13 protein-coding genes are annotated in these 14,498 nt (G+C 66.7%); 6 read left to right on the top strand and 7 right to left on the bottom strand.

The genetic code is table 11. From position 1 onward, the window contains the following. Positions 1–123: 123 nt before the first annotated feature. Genes gspK through DVS29_RS29165 form a run of 4 tightly spaced genes read left to right on the top strand, consistent with a single transcriptional unit; the run spans position 124 to position 3,939 of the window. Positions 124–1,233: a type II secretion system minor pseudopilin GspK gene (gene gspK / locus DVS29_RS29180; RefSeq protein WP_118184027.1), complete on the top strand. Its 1,110-nt coding sequence runs from the start codon at positions 124–126 to the stop codon at positions 1,231–1,233. A 27-nt stretch (positions 1,234–1,260) separates the two neighbouring features. Further along, entirely contained in the window at positions 1,261–2,631 is a 1,371-nt protein-coding gene (gspL, locus tag DVS29_RS29175; protein WP_118184012.1) for a type II secretion system protein GspL, read from the top strand. After that, positions 2,628–3,134 (top strand): type II secretion system protein GspM, encoded by a 507-nt coding sequence (gspM, locus tag DVS29_RS29170; RefSeq protein WP_118184011.1) that lies wholly within the window; start codon positions 2,628–2,630, stop codon positions 3,132–3,134. The genes gspL and gspM overlap by 4 nt, the downstream gene beginning before the upstream one ends. A gap of 25 nt (positions 3,135–3,159) precedes the next feature. After that, positions 3,160–3,939: a type II secretion system protein N gene (locus DVS29_RS29165; RefSeq protein WP_118184010.1), complete on the top strand. Its 780-nt coding sequence runs from the start codon at positions 3,160–3,162 to the stop codon at positions 3,937–3,939. 12 nt (positions 3,940–3,951) lie between these two features. On the opposite strand, the gene DVS29_RS29160 is transcribed toward DVS29_RS29165, so the two are convergent. Further along, complete coding sequence (locus DVS29_RS29160; RefSeq protein WP_118184009.1) at positions 3,952–5,598, bottom strand: efflux transporter outer membrane subunit; 1,647 nt, start codon at positions 5,596–5,598, stop codon at positions 3,952–3,954. Between the two features lie 182 nt (positions 5,599–5,780). Beyond that, positions 5,781–6,038: a hypothetical protein gene (locus tag DVS29_RS29155; protein WP_118184008.1), complete on the bottom strand. Its 258-nt coding sequence runs from the start codon at positions 6,036–6,038 to the stop codon at positions 5,781–5,783. A gap of 290 nt (positions 6,039–6,328) precedes the next feature. On the opposite strand from DVS29_RS29155, the gene DVS29_RS29150 reads away from it, so the two are divergent. Both DVS29_RS29150 and DVS29_RS29145 read left to right on the top strand, forming a co-directional pair. Next, positions 6,329–6,853, top strand: coding sequence for a MarR family winged helix-turn-helix transcriptional regulator (locus DVS29_RS29150; RefSeq protein WP_118184007.1), 525 nt, complete (start codon positions 6,329–6,331; stop codon positions 6,851–6,853). Positions 6,854–7,020: 167 nt separating this feature from the next. Further along, on the top strand, positions 7,021–8,625 hold the full coding sequence (locus DVS29_RS29145; RefSeq protein WP_118184006.1) for a DHA2 family efflux MFS transporter permease subunit: 1,605 nt from the start codon (positions 7,021–7,023) through the stop codon (positions 8,623–8,625). A gap of 42 nt (positions 8,626–8,667) precedes the next feature. Here the strand turns inward: DVS29_RS29145 and DVS29_RS29140 are convergent, their stop codons facing one another. From DVS29_RS29140 to ada, 5 genes are all read right to left on the bottom strand, one after another. Next, the gene (locus DVS29_RS29140; RefSeq protein ID WP_118184005.1) at positions 8,668–9,375 is read right to left on the bottom strand and encodes an OmpA family protein; all 708 of its coding nucleotides are present in this window, start codon (positions 9,373–9,375) and stop codon (positions 8,668–8,670) included. A 130-nt stretch (positions 9,376–9,505) separates the two neighbouring features. Continuing rightward, positions 9,506–9,976, bottom strand: coding sequence for a hypothetical protein (locus DVS29_RS29135; protein WP_118184004.1), 471 nt, complete (start codon positions 9,974–9,976; stop codon positions 9,506–9,508). Between the two features lie 196 nt (positions 9,977–10,172). Then, positions 10,173–11,789 carry a glutamate--cysteine ligase gene (gene gshA / locus DVS29_RS29130; protein WP_118184003.1) on the bottom strand — a complete coding sequence of 539 codons (1,617 nt, stop codon included), beginning with the start codon at positions 11,787–11,789 and terminating at the stop codon, positions 10,173–10,175. Between the two features lie 260 nt (positions 11,790–12,049). Continuing rightward, on the bottom strand, positions 12,050–12,976 hold the full coding sequence (locus tag DVS29_RS29125; RefSeq protein ID WP_118184002.1) for a DNA-3-methyladenine glycosylase family protein: 927 nt from the start codon (positions 12,974–12,976) through the stop codon (positions 12,050–12,052). Next, positions 12,973–14,100, bottom strand: coding sequence for a bifunctional DNA-binding transcriptional regulator/O6-methylguanine-DNA methyltransferase Ada (gene ada, locus DVS29_RS29120; protein WP_118184001.1), 1,128 nt, complete (start codon positions 14,098–14,100; stop codon positions 12,973–12,975). The genes DVS29_RS29125 and ada overlap by 4 nt, the downstream gene beginning before the upstream one ends. Between the last annotated feature and the right edge of the window lie 398 nt (positions 14,101–14,498).

Raw genomic sequence — 14,498 nt, 5'->3', positions numbered from 1 at the left:
GTGCGGCGTGCAGGCGAGTACGATGAAGACCGCGGCACCGGTGGTTCATGCGCGAGGAAGGATGACGGCATGATGGGCGACGGCAACAGGCGGCAGGCGGTCGGTGCGGTTCGGACGCGCAGGATGCGTGGCGCACCGGGTCGCCGCAACGCGCGCCGCGAACGCGAACGGCAGTCCGGCGCCGCGATCATCACCGCGCTGCTGGTCGTCGCGCTGTCGGCCATTCTCGTGTCCGGCATCCTGTGGCGCGAGCAGGTGCAGATCCGCCGCATCGAAAACCAGCGCCTGATGTCGCAGGCATTGTGGGTCTCGCGCGGCGCACTCGACTGGACGCGTCTGATCCTGCGTTCGGAGGGCGATACGTCGGGCGGTGTCACGTGGCTCGGCGGTGTGTGGGGCGTGCCGATCGCGCGCACGCGGCTCTCCGATTTCCTCGGACGGATCGGCGAAGTGCGCGCGCAGGAAGGCGCCGAAACGTACCTGTCCGGCTCGATCGAAGACGCGCAGGCGCGCTTCAATCTGCATGACCTCGTGTCGAGCCCGGCCCCCGGCTCGCTGCAGCTGAATCTGCAGGAGATCGAGGCGTTCCAGCGGCTGCTGCAGCTGCTCGGCATCAACGGCCAGCTCGCGAAAAACACGGCGGTGGCTGTGCGCGCAAGTCTTGCGCAGTCGGCGACACGTTTTCAGTCCACGGTGAACACCGCGACGTCGGGCACCAACGCACCGGTGCTCGGCGGCGGCGCAGTCGGCGGCGGCAATTTCACGGACAACCCGGGTCTCGAAGATGGCGACGACAACGCCGCCGTCGCGCCGCTCCAGTTCACCTCCGTCGACTCGCTGCTCGACGTGCCCGGCTACTCGCCGGAGACCGTCGCGCGGCTGCGCCCGTTCGTGACGATGCTGCCCACGGTGACGCCGGTGAACATGAACACGGCGCCGGCCGAAGTGGTCGCGGCGATCGTGCCGGGCATGAGCCTGTCGGCGGCGCAGGCGTTCGTCGCGCGGCGCGAGACGGTGTTCTTCCACAACACGGGCGACGTGCAGCTCGCGCTGACCGGAGCGGGCGTCCAGGAAACCGCGGTCAACCCGAACGAGATGGATGTGACGACGAGTTATTTTTTCGTGCATGGCCGCGTGCAGCACGAACGCGCGGAAGTGGACCGGACCACGCTCGTGTATCGCGATGCGCTGACGCATACGACGCGTATCGTCCGGGTGCTGGACCAATCCTGACAACCTCTGAACGAAAGAGAGTGGCCTTTGAGCACGCTGATCGTCCTACTGCCCCCGCGTGATCCGGCGGTGCCTTCGCAGGAATGGCAACTGCCGGACATGCCGTTCCTGCTGCTCGACAAATCCGGTCGCACGCAGCGCGCTGGACGGTCGGCGCTCGGGCTGTTGCCGCGCGCGAGTTCGACCGTGCTGATGGTCGCCGCGCGCGATCTCCTGACGCTCGCCACCACGCTGCCGCCGCTCAAGGGGCCGCGGCTGCGCCAGGCGTTGCCGAACGTCGTCGAGGACCAGCTGATCCAGGATCCGCAGACCTGCCACATCGCGGTCGACCCAAAGCCGCTTGACGGCGGCCGGCAGCTGCTCGCGGTGATCGATCGCGGCTGGTTCCGGTTTCTCGTCGAGGCGTTCACGACCGCCGGGCATCGCGGCGTGCGCGCGGTGCCGGTCACGCGCTGTCTGCCGACGGCCACGATCGCGCTGACCGAACCGGTGGCGGAGCCCGCGCTGGTCGGCGCGGACGGCGAGACCGCTGAGCCCGTGTCCGCCGATATCGACGCGGTGCCGCACACCACGCCGCTCGTCGCGGCCGTGCTCGGCAACGTCACGATGACCGCGCCCGCGCTGCTGCTGGAAGGCGCACTCCAGGTGGGACCGCCGCGCGTCGAACTCGCGATCGCGCGCGGCCCGCAAGGCGAAGGCCTTGCGGTGCCGGCGGAGGCGGTCGCGTCGACACTCGCCGCGCTCGCGATGGACGCGCCCGTCGCGCTGTACGTGCTGAGCGACCTGCCGGGCAACGAGCCGCGTCTCGCCGGCGCGGGCCAGCCGGCGGCGATCCCGGGCGCGCATCCGCTGCCGTTCGAGACGCTCGCGCGGCGCGCGCTCGAATGCCGCTTCGACCTGTGCCAGTTCGAGTTCGCCGTGCAGCCGTGGCGTCTCGACCGTGCGACGCTGCGGCGTCTGCGGCTGCCGATCCTGCTCGCGATCGGCGCGGTCGTCGTCGCGATCATCGGTGCGAACGTGCAGTGGCTGATGCTGTCGCGGCAGCGCGACGCGATCGAAGCGCAGATGACCGAAATGCTCCTCAACGCGTTCCCGAAGACCACGGTCGTGCTCGACGCGCCCGGCCAGATGGCGCGCCAGGTCCAGCAATTGCGGGTCGCGGCAGGCGAGCTTTCGCCCGACGACTTCCTGCCGCTCGCCGACGGCCTCGCGCGTTCGCTCGGGCCGATCCCGGTGAACGGCATCGCGGCGCTCGACTATCACGACCGCCGGCTCGACGTGACCTTCAAGCCGGAAACGAAGGTCGACCCCGATCTGACCCAGCGGCTCGCGCGCAACGGGCTGTCGGGCGCGATCGACAGCAACACCGGCAAATGGACCATCAGGAACGGACAATGAAGACAGCACTCGGTGAAACCTGGGGCGTGTTCTGGGGCGCCCGCAACGAGCGCGAGAAGGCGCTGCTGACCTGGGGCGGGGCGGCGGTCGCGGTGGTGGTCGCGTGGTCGGTGCTGTGGGCGCCCGCGCAGCAGGGCCGCGCGACGCTGCGCGCGGAGTTGCCCGCGCTGCAGAAGCAGCTCGCGCAGATGACCGCGGAGGCGAACGAAGCCCGTACGCTGTCGGCGTCGGTGCAAGGCGTCGCGCCGACTGGCGGCGCGCTGCGCGACGCGTTGACGGCGTCGCTGAACGACCATGGCCTCACGCCCACGCAGGTGCAGGTGATCGGCAACGCGATCCAGATCACGCTGAAGAACGCGTCGTTCCCGGAGTGGACCGTGTGGCTCAACGATGCGCGGCGCCAGTTGAAGGTGCAGGTGGTCGAAGTGCACGCCACCGCGTTGAAGGCCGACGGCCAGGTCGACCTGACGGCGTCGCTGCAACCTTCGACGGCAACGCGATGACCGTGTATCGACAGGACCACCACGCATGAACAACTGGATGCGGCGGATCCGCGCCGCGCTGCCGTGGGTGCTGCTGGGTACGGTATCGGTCGTGGTGACGCTGCTCGTGATGCTGCCCGCGGCCTGGATCGCGCCGCAGTTCGCGAAGACGACGGGCGGTCACGTCAACATGGTCGACCCGCAAGGCTCGCTGTGGAAAGGCTCCGCGATGCTGATGCTCGCCGCGGGCTCCGATCCGGCCGGCGCGACGCTACTGCCTGGCCGCATCGAATGGACGACGGCGTTCTGGCCGCTCTTCACTGGCCACGTGCGGATGACGATGCGCGAGAGCGACGCGATGCCGGACCCGGTGAATGTGGACGCGACACTGCGGGCGGCGACGCTTACCTCCGGCACGATCAAGGTGCCGGCATCGCTTTTGACCGGCCTCGGCGCGCCCTTCAATACGCTCGATCTGGATGGCCGCGTCGAACTGTCATGGACCGACTGGCGCACCTTCGGCCGCGAGGCGTTCGGCCAGCTGACCGTGACGCTCAGCGACATGAGTTCGCGCGTGTCGCAGGTGAAGCCGCTCGGATCGTACCGGGTGCAGATGCAGGCGCAGGGGCCGAATGCGACCTTCGATCTGTCGACGCTCAAAGGACCGTTGCTGCTCAACGGCCATGGGATGTCGCAGGGCGGGTCGATGTCGTTTCAGGGTACCGCGAGCTCGACGCCCGAGGCGCACGACAATCTAGCGGGACTGCTGAATCTGCTCGGGCGGCCGAGCGGGCCGAATACGATCGCGTTGACGTTCTTTCGATAAGCGCTCAGCGCGCTATTTGACCGCGACGGTGCTGCTGGCGGAGGCGGATCCTGCCTTGGCGCTCGAGGCGCTGTCTGACGCCGGCACGGGCGCGGCTGCCGGCGCCGCGATGTCACCGGTTTCGCGACTCATCTGGGAGACGTCCCATCCTCCGCCGAGCGCTTTCACCAGTCCCACCGACGACACCATCCGGTTACCCGCGATGCTCGCGAGCTTCTGCTCGGCGGTGAAGGCCGTGGTCTGCGCGGTCAGCACGTTCAGATAGCCGACGGTGCCCTGCCTGTACTCGTTGGTGACGATGTCGAGCGCCTGCTTTGCCGAATCGACGGCCTGCCGCTGCACGACGATTTCCTGCTCGAGGATGCGCAGCGACGCGAGGTTGTCTTCGACGTCCTGGAACGCGGACAGCACGGTCTGCCGATAGGTGGCGACCTGCTGGTCGTAGGCGGCGCGCGCGGCGTCGACCTGCGCGCTGCGCAGACCGGCGTCGAAGATCGTGCCGGCCAGCGACGGACCGAGCGTCCAGAAGCGCGACGGCATCTGCAGCAGCTGCGAGAACACCGAGCTTTCGAAGCCGCCGCTCGCGGACAGCGTGAGCGACGGGAAGAACGCCGACATCGCGACGCCGATCTGCTCGTTTGCCGCCGCCGCCTTGCGTTCCGCCGATGCGATGTCGGGCCGCCGTTCGAGCAGCGCCGACGGCAACTGCGTCGGGACCACGGGCGGCGTGGCGGCCAGCGGCGACGGCGGGAGCGTGAATGTGGATGCCGGTTCGCCGATCAGCACGGCGATCGCGTGTTCGTCCTGCGCGCGCTGCACGCCGTTGTCGATCGCGGCCGCCTGCGCCGACTGCAGCTGCGATTGCGCCTGGATCACGTCCGAGCGCGCGGCCACGCCCTGTGCGTACTGGTTCTGCGTGAGTTGCAGCGAGCGCCTGTACGACTCGACGGTGTCGTCGAGCAGCTTCTGCATCGCGTCGAGCGAGCGCAGCGAGAAGTACGTCTGCGCGAGCGTGGCCTGCGCGGACAGGCGCGCGTTCGCGAGATCCGCCGCGGCGCCCTGCTGGCCGGCCTGCTCGGCAGCCACCGTGCGGCTCACCTTGCCCCACAGATCCGGTTCCCAGGTTGCGTCGAGCGACAGGTCGTAGCTGTTGCCGATCACGCCCGACCCGCCGGCGCCGGACGACGATGCCGACGTCGAGCCCGAGCGGAACGGCGTGCGCGAACGCGTTATCGAGGCCGAGCCGCTGACCACCGGGAAGTACGCCGCCCTCGCCTCGCCGACCAGCGCCCGCGCCTGCCGGTACGCGGCCGCGTACTGCGCGATGCTCTGGTTCGAGGCGTTCAGGCGGTCTTCGAGCGTGTTCAGCTGCGCGTCGTCGTAGATCGCCCACCACGCGCCGCGATCCTGCTGGTCGCCCGGCTGCGCGACCTTCCAGCCGGCCGGCGCTTCCTTGTAGGCGGCAGGCACGGCGGCGTCCGGCCGCTTGTAGTCGGGGCCGACGGCGCAGCCCGTGAGCGCGACGGCAAACGCGGCGACGACCGCAACGGTAGCCGCGACGGAAGCCGCGACGGAAGCCGCACTGCGTAGCGGGGACGGCGGGAGCGACGTGGAGAAGGACGCCCGCTTCGACGCGCGCGAAGTTCGATCAAGCAGCATGCAAGTGGATTCCTGTCGGGCCGTCGCGAGTGGTGGGCGAACCGTCTGAGGATGAAAAGCGACGGGACCTGCAACGGTCCCGGAATGGTAGCGCAGCCGGTTGCCCGGTGTGCCGGATTGAAAGGGTAATGCGGCTCGCGTGCGCGAAGCGATACCCGTTGCGGCGTGGTGATTACGCGATGTTACGAGGAGCGTGTGACCCGCCCCGCTGCGCCGCGGCTCGCCGCGATTTCCGTGCGCGACGCGCAGGCCGACTGGGCTTTACCGCGACGACCGTCGAACCACGCGATCAGCAACACACCGAGCGATCCGCCGGGCAGGATGAACATTGCCACGTACAGCGCGAGCTTCCACCAGCGATGTGGGCCCTGGAAGGCCTGGACGGCGGATTCGGTCAATGAACGGCCCAGGCCGCCAAAGGTGTTTTTCAGGTACAGCATCGCGTGATTCCTCGACACGCCGGCTTGGCGCGGCGTGCTGCAAAGCGGTCAGAACATCATCTCCGGGTGCGCACAGCGCGTAACTCGTTGCCTGTCATAATATTGACTATGCAATTAACTTGCAACATACTTTGCGACGAGTCTGATGGACTGTTGTTTTTGGGTTGAGCTACGGCGCAGTTCGCGGCGGGTTATCCAGTTTTCCGGCTATCCGGGCGGATAGAATTTCCGCGCTGAACCGTTGTCCCGCCGTTGTTCCGCCGTTGTACCGATTTCCTGGCGCCATTCCCATGACCGACGCTCCCTGCAATTCCGGCAAGCTGCCCATCGAGCCAAGCTTCGGCTATTACCTGTCGAAGGCTCGCAACGTGTTGATGGAACGGATGGATCGCGCCGTCGAGCCCCTTGGGCTCACGGCCTCGCAGATCGGCGTGATCATGATGCTGAACTACGGGTACGCGAACACGCCGTTCGACCTGTCGCGCAAGCTGTCGTACGACAGCGGTTCGATGACGCGGATGCTCGACCGGCTGGAGAAGAAGGGCTTCATCGTGCGCTCGCGCAGTGCGGCGGATCGCCGGATGATCGAGCTGATGCTGACCGACCGCGGGAAAGAGGCTGCGCAACAGTTGCCGGCCGTCACGACGGTCGTGCTGCAGGATCAGCTGCGCGGCTTTTCCGCGGACGACGTGGCGACGCTGATCGGCCTGCTGTCGCGATTCATCGCGAACGGGACGGAGTTCGGCGATCCGGCCAGTTGCGCGAGCGGTGAGCAAGGCGGCAAAGAAGAAATTCGCCCGGAAGACGACGACTGATGCAATAAACGGCAGTAGTTGAACGTCATCACTTCAGGGCGATGTTTCAAGTATTTATCTGTCTGGGCAGAAGGTGTAGCGGCATACAAGTGGAGTGCCCGAGACAGCGGATTTCCATGTTCAGACAAGTTTTCCGAATTTTTCTGAAAGAGACGAGCGACCTAGACATGAGTGCTACTGCTTCCGCCGACACGCCGGTGGTGCCGCCTCCCCCTTCTCCCGACGCGGCGCCTGTGCCCTCACCCGCTGCCCCCGCGCCGCTTGCCGGCGGCACGCTCGCGCTGCTGACGGTCGGTCTCGCGTTGGGCACTTTCATGGAAGTGCTCGACACGTCGATCGCGAACGTCGCGGTACCGACGATCTCCGGCAGTCTCGGCGTTGCGAACAGCCAGGGTACCTGGGTGATCTCGTCGTATTCGGTGGCGTCCGCGATCGCGGTGCCGCTGACGGGCTGGCTTGCGCGGCGGGTCGGCGAGGTGCGGCTCTTTACGCTGTCCGTGCTGCTGTTTTCGGTGGCATCCGCGGCGTGCGGGTTCGCGCAGAACTTCGAAACCTTGATCGCGTTCCGGCTCTTGCAGGGTCTGGTGTCGGGCCCGATGGTGCCGCTGTCGCAGACGATCCTGATGCGCTCCTATCCGCCGGACAAGCGCGGTCTCGCGCTCGGCCTGTGGGCGATGACCGTGATCGTCGCGCCGATCTTCGGGCCGGTGATGGGCGGCTATATTACGGATAACTACACATGGCCGTGGATCTTCTACATCAACGTGCCGATCGGCGTGTTCTCGGCGGCCTGCGCGTTCTTCCTGCTGCGCGGACGCGAGACGCAAACCACGCGGCAGCGCATCGATGCGATCGGGCTCGCGTTGCTCGTGATCGGCGTTTCGTGTCTTCAGATGATGCTCGACCTCGGCAAGGACCGCGACTGGTTCAACTCGAGCTTCATTCTCGCGCTCGCGATCATCGCCGTGGTGGCGATCGCGTTCATGCTCGCGTGGGAGTTGACCGAGAAGGAGCCAATCGTCGATCTCTCGCTGTTCAAGGATCGCAACTTCGCGCTGGGCGCGCTGATCGTCTCGTTCGGCTTTATGGCCTTCTTCGGATCGGTGGTGATCTTTCCGCTCTGGCTGCAGACGGTGATGGGCTACACGGCCGGCAAGGCCGGGCTCGCGACGGCGCCGGTCGGGTTGCTTGCACTGGTGCTGTCGCCGATGATCGGGCGCAACATGCATCGGCTGAATCTGCGGGTGGTCGCGAGTTTTGCGTTCTGCGTGTTCGCGATCGTGTCGCTCTGGAACTCGACGTTTACGCTCGACGTGCCGTTCAATCACGTCATTCTGCCGCGCCTCGTGCAGGGCATCGGCGTTGCGTGCTTCTTCGTGCCGATGACGACGATCACGTTATCAAGCGTGTCCGATGAACGGCTGGCGAGTGCGTCGGGATTGTCGAACTTCCTGCGTACGCTGTCGGGCGCGATCGGCACAGCGATCAGCACGACGTACTGGGAAAACGACGCGATCTATCACCATGCGGTGCTTGCGGAATCGGTGAGTTCGTACGCGCCGAATACGACGGCGTACAGCAATGCGCTGGCGGGACTGGGTTACGCGGGACAAGGCCTTACGGCGCAGATCAACGAGATCGTCACGCAGCAGGGCTACATGATGGCGACCAACGATTTCTTCCGGATCTCGTGCGTGGGATTTGTGGTGCTGGCTGGCCTCGTATGGATCACGAAGCCGAAGAAGGGCGCGGGGCCTGCAATGGGTCATTGAGGCCCCGCGCGACCGGCGACGGGTGTCGCCGGTTGGGGACTGTTACTGCTGACCAACCGCCTGGATTTCGACGCGGCGGTTTTGCGAGCGGCCTTCGGCCGTGGCGTTCGAAGCAACCGGTTGCGCGCTGCCCATGCCGCTCACGTCGTATTGCTGCGCCGTGACGCCCTGCGACATCAGGTAGTTCTGGACGCTCGCGGCACGTGCCTGCGGCAGATGCTGGTTCAGCGTGGCCGAGCCGGTCGAGTCGGTATGGCCAGTGATGGCCAGGCGCTGGAGTTTCACGCCTTGCTCACCCTGCACGAACTGATTGAGGCTCGACTTCGCGGCCGGCGTCAGCACGGCGCTGCCGGTTGCGAAATTCGCGTCGCCTTGCAGCGTGACCTTGCGGACGACCGGCGCGGGCGCCGGAACCGAGGCCATTGCCGGAGCCGGCTGTGCCGCCGGTTGTTGCGCCGCACGCGGCGTGCCGCAGATGAACGTCAGTTCGCGCGGATCGCCATTCGGCTTGAATCCATCAGCGGCATGTTCCGCGGACATCACACGCATCGGCTGCCTGTCGCGGCAGATTTTCTGCGCTTGCGCGAGACAGGCGTTCGAGCTTTCGAACAGGCCTTGACGCATCACGCGATAGCCTTGCGTGCCATCGGAGAGCGTGACGACGCCGGTGTTGACCGTGGGCGTGCAATAGCTGGTGCAGCCTGCCGCCAGGGCGGCAAATGCTGCTGCGAGGAGCAGGCGGAACTTCATGACGGTTTTTCATCAAGGGAGTGAAGTGGCATAACGACAGGTTTCCGCCACTTCCGGTCCAATCAGAAAAACCTTAAATGCCCAACAGTTGCCTGCTCCGTAGCGCGATCAGATAAGACAACAAACCGGCCTACTGAGATACCGCCGGCGTGGCCGGCGCGTTGCTCATATCCGTCGACGCAGGCGCCGTTGCGGGTTCGCCGGGCAGCTTGCTCGCGGTGCCGCTGCGAACGAACTGCTTGAAGTTCGCGCCGGCTTCCCACGGGTTGGGTTTGCAGCCGAGCGAGCTGTCGCAGTGCGCCGCGAAGCCGATCGTTGCGGTGCCGTCGCTGTTCGCCGTTTTCGTGATCTGGTACGCGAGCGCGCGCTTGCCGCCTTCGGGGCCGGCGGTCTGGATCAGCGTGTCGTTGGCGGACTCGACCGGATAGGCCGAGTGCGACGTGACCCACGTTTGCGCGCGTTGCCACCACAGCGTGCATTCGGACGGGTTCGCGCAGGTGAGCGGTGCGGTCGCGATCTGCATCACGTCCGGGTTGACCTGGCCGCGAGTCGAGCATCCGGCGGCCAGCACGCACAGGATGACCAGCAGACTTTGCTTCATTTCGTGAAACCTCCCTGAAGGCGTCGCTGATGATGGTAATGATCTATTGGACCGCGGCGCGCGGCCGGTGTTTCCACGACGAACATCGCGGCGCCTCGGCGCGTACATGTCGCACGAATTCGCACGAATGACTGCGTGCGACTGCGAATCACACGCAACGTTCGTGCACGGTCGAAGGAAGAAAAACGCGCTGCCCTCACACGCTGAAGCGGTTGAGCGTGTACGCGCGATAGGCGGCGACGAATGCGTCGAACGAACCGACCTCGTCGCGTTCGAGCTTGTCCTGCTCGGCGAGCGACTGCCCGGCCAGCTTCGAAAAGGCCGCGCTGACGTCGGGATCGAGCGGTTGCGAGCGAAAGTGGCGCGCGTGTTCTTCGCTCTTCGCGAGCGCGAACGAGAGAAACCCTTGCTGCTGGTCGCGCATGGTCTGCAGCACCCGCGCCGACGGCGTGAGCGCCGGGTCGTCGAGTTTCGCGCGCTGCCGCTCCAGCGACCGCATATGCACGTCGTCGCCGCGCAACGCGTCGAGGGTCGCGGCGGTGCGTTCGATCTTCGCAAGCAGTTCGAGCGCCCAGTCGCGCATCGCGACAGGCTGCCCGTCGCGGGTCAGCTCAAGGCCGGGCTTGCGCCCTTCCATCGTGACGAGGCCGAAGTTGACGTTCGCCTCGCAATACGCGTCGGGCGGCAGCGGCGCGCTGTCGTCGAGCGCGCACATCAGCAGATAGGCGTCGAGGAAGCGCGCCGTTTCGAGCGAGATGCCGTTCGGTTCGAACGGGTCGATATCCATGCAACGCACTTCGACGTACTGCACGCCGCGGGCCGCGAGCGCATGCAGCGGCCGTTCGCCGGGATACGTGACGCGCTTCGGGCGGATCGTCGAATAGAACTCGTTTTCGATCTGCAGCACGTTGGTGTTGATCTGCACCCACTCGCCGTCGCGCTGCGTGCCGATCGCTTCGTATGCCGGATAAGGCTGGCTGACCGCCTTCGCGAGCGCGTCGAGGTAGCCCTGCAGCGTGTTGTAGTCCGCATGCAGCGCGGCTTGCGCGGTGGTGTTCGAGTAGCCGAGATCGCTCATGCGCAGGCTCGTCGCGTACGGGCGGAACAGCGTGTCGGCATCGAACGTATCGAGCTTGTGCGGACGGCCGCGCAGAAAGCGCCGATCGATCGCCGGCGACGCGCCGAACAGGTACATCAGCAGCCAGTTCGTGCGGCGGAAGTTGCGGATCAGCGCGAGATAGCGGTCGGATTGATAGTCGACCGCGCTTGCCGTGGACTGCTGATCGGCGTGCAGCAGGCGCCACACTTCCTCGTTCAGCGAGTAGTTGTAGTGGATGCCGGCGATGCACTGCATCGTGCGGCCATAGCGCAGCGCGAGACCGACGCGATACACGTATTTCAGCTGTCCGATGTTCGAGCTGCCGTAGCGCGCGATCGGAATATCGCTGTCTTCCGCCGGCAGCAGACCCGGCATCGAGTTGTTCCAGAGCAGCTCGTCGCCGATCGACGCATAGACGAAGCGATGCAGTTCGTCGAGACGCTCGAGCGTGATCGACGCGTCGTGTTCCGCCGGCGTGATGAGCTCGAGCAGGGCCTCCGAGTAGTCCGTCGTCAACGACGGATGCGTGAGCGCCGAGCCCAGCGCGCGCGGATGCGGCGTCATGGCCAGCGTGCCGTCGTGCGTGACGCGCAGGCTTTCCTTTTCGATGCCGCGCAGGCCGTGCAGCAGCGCATCGCGCTGCGGGCCGGACGTCAGCACGGACAGACGGTGAGTGAGCGCGTCGGTCGTGCGTAGTGTGGTCGAGTGTGGCATGGATGGATTCGGTCGGGCGCCCGCGGTCGTGCACTGCAGCTCGGGCGGCGGTCGGATTTCAGTAGCGGGCACTTTAACATCTCGCCGAAACCCCTGCTTGACGTGCCTTCGGCGCGTTTGGCGAAGGCACGGACCGGTGCCTGGCACGCCTCGTCGACGCGCCCGCGGGTTGCAGGAATATGTAACCGGCGATATTACGATTGCGCCGGTTTCGTTGTGGCGTGTCGGCCGCGATCAGCCGCCGCGATCAGCCGCCGCGATCAGCCGCCGCGCGCGGCGCCCGCCTTGTCGGCGATCTCGTTCCACAGATGCATCGCCGCGTACGCGCGCCATGGGCGCCACGCGTCGCTGCGTTGCCGCTGCTGCGTCGCACGCACCAGCGACGGGTCGCGCGCCGTGATCGACTGCATCAGCACGAGGTCGAGCGCGGGCCATGCGTCCGTGTCGCGCCACGCGCGCATCGCGACATACTCGACCGTCCACGGCCCCACGCCCGGCAGCGCGAGCAGCGCCGCGCGCAGCGCGGTCGCGTCGACCGTGGGATCGTCGAGCGGCACCGCGCCCGTTGCGACCGCCTGCGCGAAACCCTGGATCGCCGCGACGCGTTTGCCGGGCATGCCGATGTTCGCGAGGTCGGCGGCGGCAAGCGCGGCGGGCGTCGGGAAGCGCCAGGCGGTGCCATCGTGCGCGTGCCCTTCGATGCGCTCACCGACCCGCTGCACGATCCGGCCGATGATCGTCGTCGCGGCTTTCACGCTGACCTGCTGCCCGACGATCGCGCGCACCACCAGCTCGAAGCCCGACCATGCGCCGGGCACGCGCAGCCCCGGCGCGGCTTCGATCAATGGCGCGAGCCACGGGTCGTCGGCGAAGTGCGCGCGGATCGCGGCAGGGTTCGCGCGCAGATCGAACATGCGCGCGATCGGCGCGGCCAGCGCATCGGCATGCGCGGCCGCGTCGCCATCGATCGTCGCGACGATGCAGCGGCGACGCGGATGCAGACGCACGCATAACGTGCCGCCGTCGCCGTGCCAGTCGATTGCCCGGCGATACGCGCCGTCTTCGACGGCTTCGACGCCGGGCGTTGCCCTGCCCGCAAAGAAACGCAAGAGACGCGGCCAGTCGAACGGCGCCTTGAAAGGCAGTTCGAGCGTGGCCGCCTGAAGAGTGGAAAGTGGTTGACTCAAGCGGCGTGGTCCAGATCGGTGATTGTCGCCGTGCCGGCCGGGCGGCGCGTCGTATCCGCGGCGTGCTGCGCTTCGGTATCGAGCAACACGGTCTTGCGCGGCAGCCCCCAGCGATAGCCGGCGAGCGAACCGCCCTTGTGAATGACGCGGTGACAAGGAATCGCGAGCGCGACCGGGTTGGACGCGCAGGCGCTCGCGACGGCCCGCACCGCGCGCGGCGACCCGACCGACTCGGCGATCTCCGAGTAGCTGCGCGTCTCGCCGTACGGGATGCGGCGCAGCGCATCCCACACGCGTTGCTGGAAGGCCGTCGCGGCGATATCGAGCGGCAGATCGAAACGCTCGCGCTCGCCGTGCAGGTAGGCCCTGATCTGGCCGATGAACGGTGCGAGCGCTGCGGTGTCCGCGATCAGCTCGGCGTTCGCGAATTCGTCGCGCATTTCGTCGACGAGCGCGGTTTCGTCGTCGCCGAATGCGATCCGGCAGATGCCCTTCTCGGTTGCCGCGACGAGCACGATGCCGAGATTCGTCGGCGCGCTCGCGTAGCGCACGGTGAGTCCGGCACCCTTGCGGCGGTACGCGGACGGCGCCATGCCGAGCTCGGCCGGCGCCGTGTCGTACATCCGCGACGGCGAGCTGAAGCCGGCGTCGGCGCTTGCGCGCGTCACGTCCGCGCCGCGCGAGAGTGCGTCACGCAGTGCCGCCCCGCGTTGTGCCGCCTGGTATTGCCGCGGCGATACGCCGACGACCCGCTTGAACAGCCGCTGCAGATGGAACGGGCTGACGTGCACGGCGTCGCTCAGCTGCGCGAGCGTGAGGCGCTGCTGCGGATCGGCATCGAGCGCAGCACACGCACGACGCACGATTTCGAGTTCCCGCGGCAGACCGCCCGGCTGACAGCGCTTGCAGTCGCGAAAGCCGGCTGCGCGCGCATCGTCGGTTGTGTTGAAGAACGCGACGTTTTCGCGCCGCGGCAGCCGCGACGCGCACGACGGGCGGCAGAACACGCCAGTCGTCTTGACGGCGTAGAAGAACTCACCGTCGGCGTCCTTGTCGCGGCGGTTGACCGCGGTCCAGCGCGCGTCGTCGGTGGACCAGTCTTGCGTGGTGTGTGAGGTTTTCATCGTGTGCCCCGAATGGCGGTTTCGATGTCACCAATTTAGTGGGCAGGTTCGTACAGTACGCTCCAGATCTTGCTCTGTCATTGGCAGCAAGATCCCTGCCGATTCGTCCCGAATTTTCCACCCGCCCAGCCCTGGTGTGATACCGACATGAGTCACCTTTACCGATTTTTCGCGCCGGTTCAGAACTTGCCGAATTCGAGGGTTTTCCCCTAAAAAATTATTGCACCGCACTAGCTCGTTGTGTATAGTGGTCTCTGTCTCCTCCATGTCTCCTCCTGATATGGATTAAGCCCGCTCCCTAGTGAGCGGGTTTTTTTTCGCCCAGCGTTCTGTCCGCTGGCGCCCCGGGCAGCTACGGTCTTCCTGGCACCTGCGCTCTGCTCCCATCTCCTAAACTG

Source organism: Paraburkholderia phosphatilytica (assembly GCF_003443895.1).
Taxonomy (GTDB): Bacteria; Pseudomonadota; Gammaproteobacteria; order Burkholderiales; family Burkholderiaceae; genus Paraburkholderia; species Paraburkholderia phosphatilytica.
This window is presented reverse-complemented; position numbering and strand designations above follow the sequence as displayed.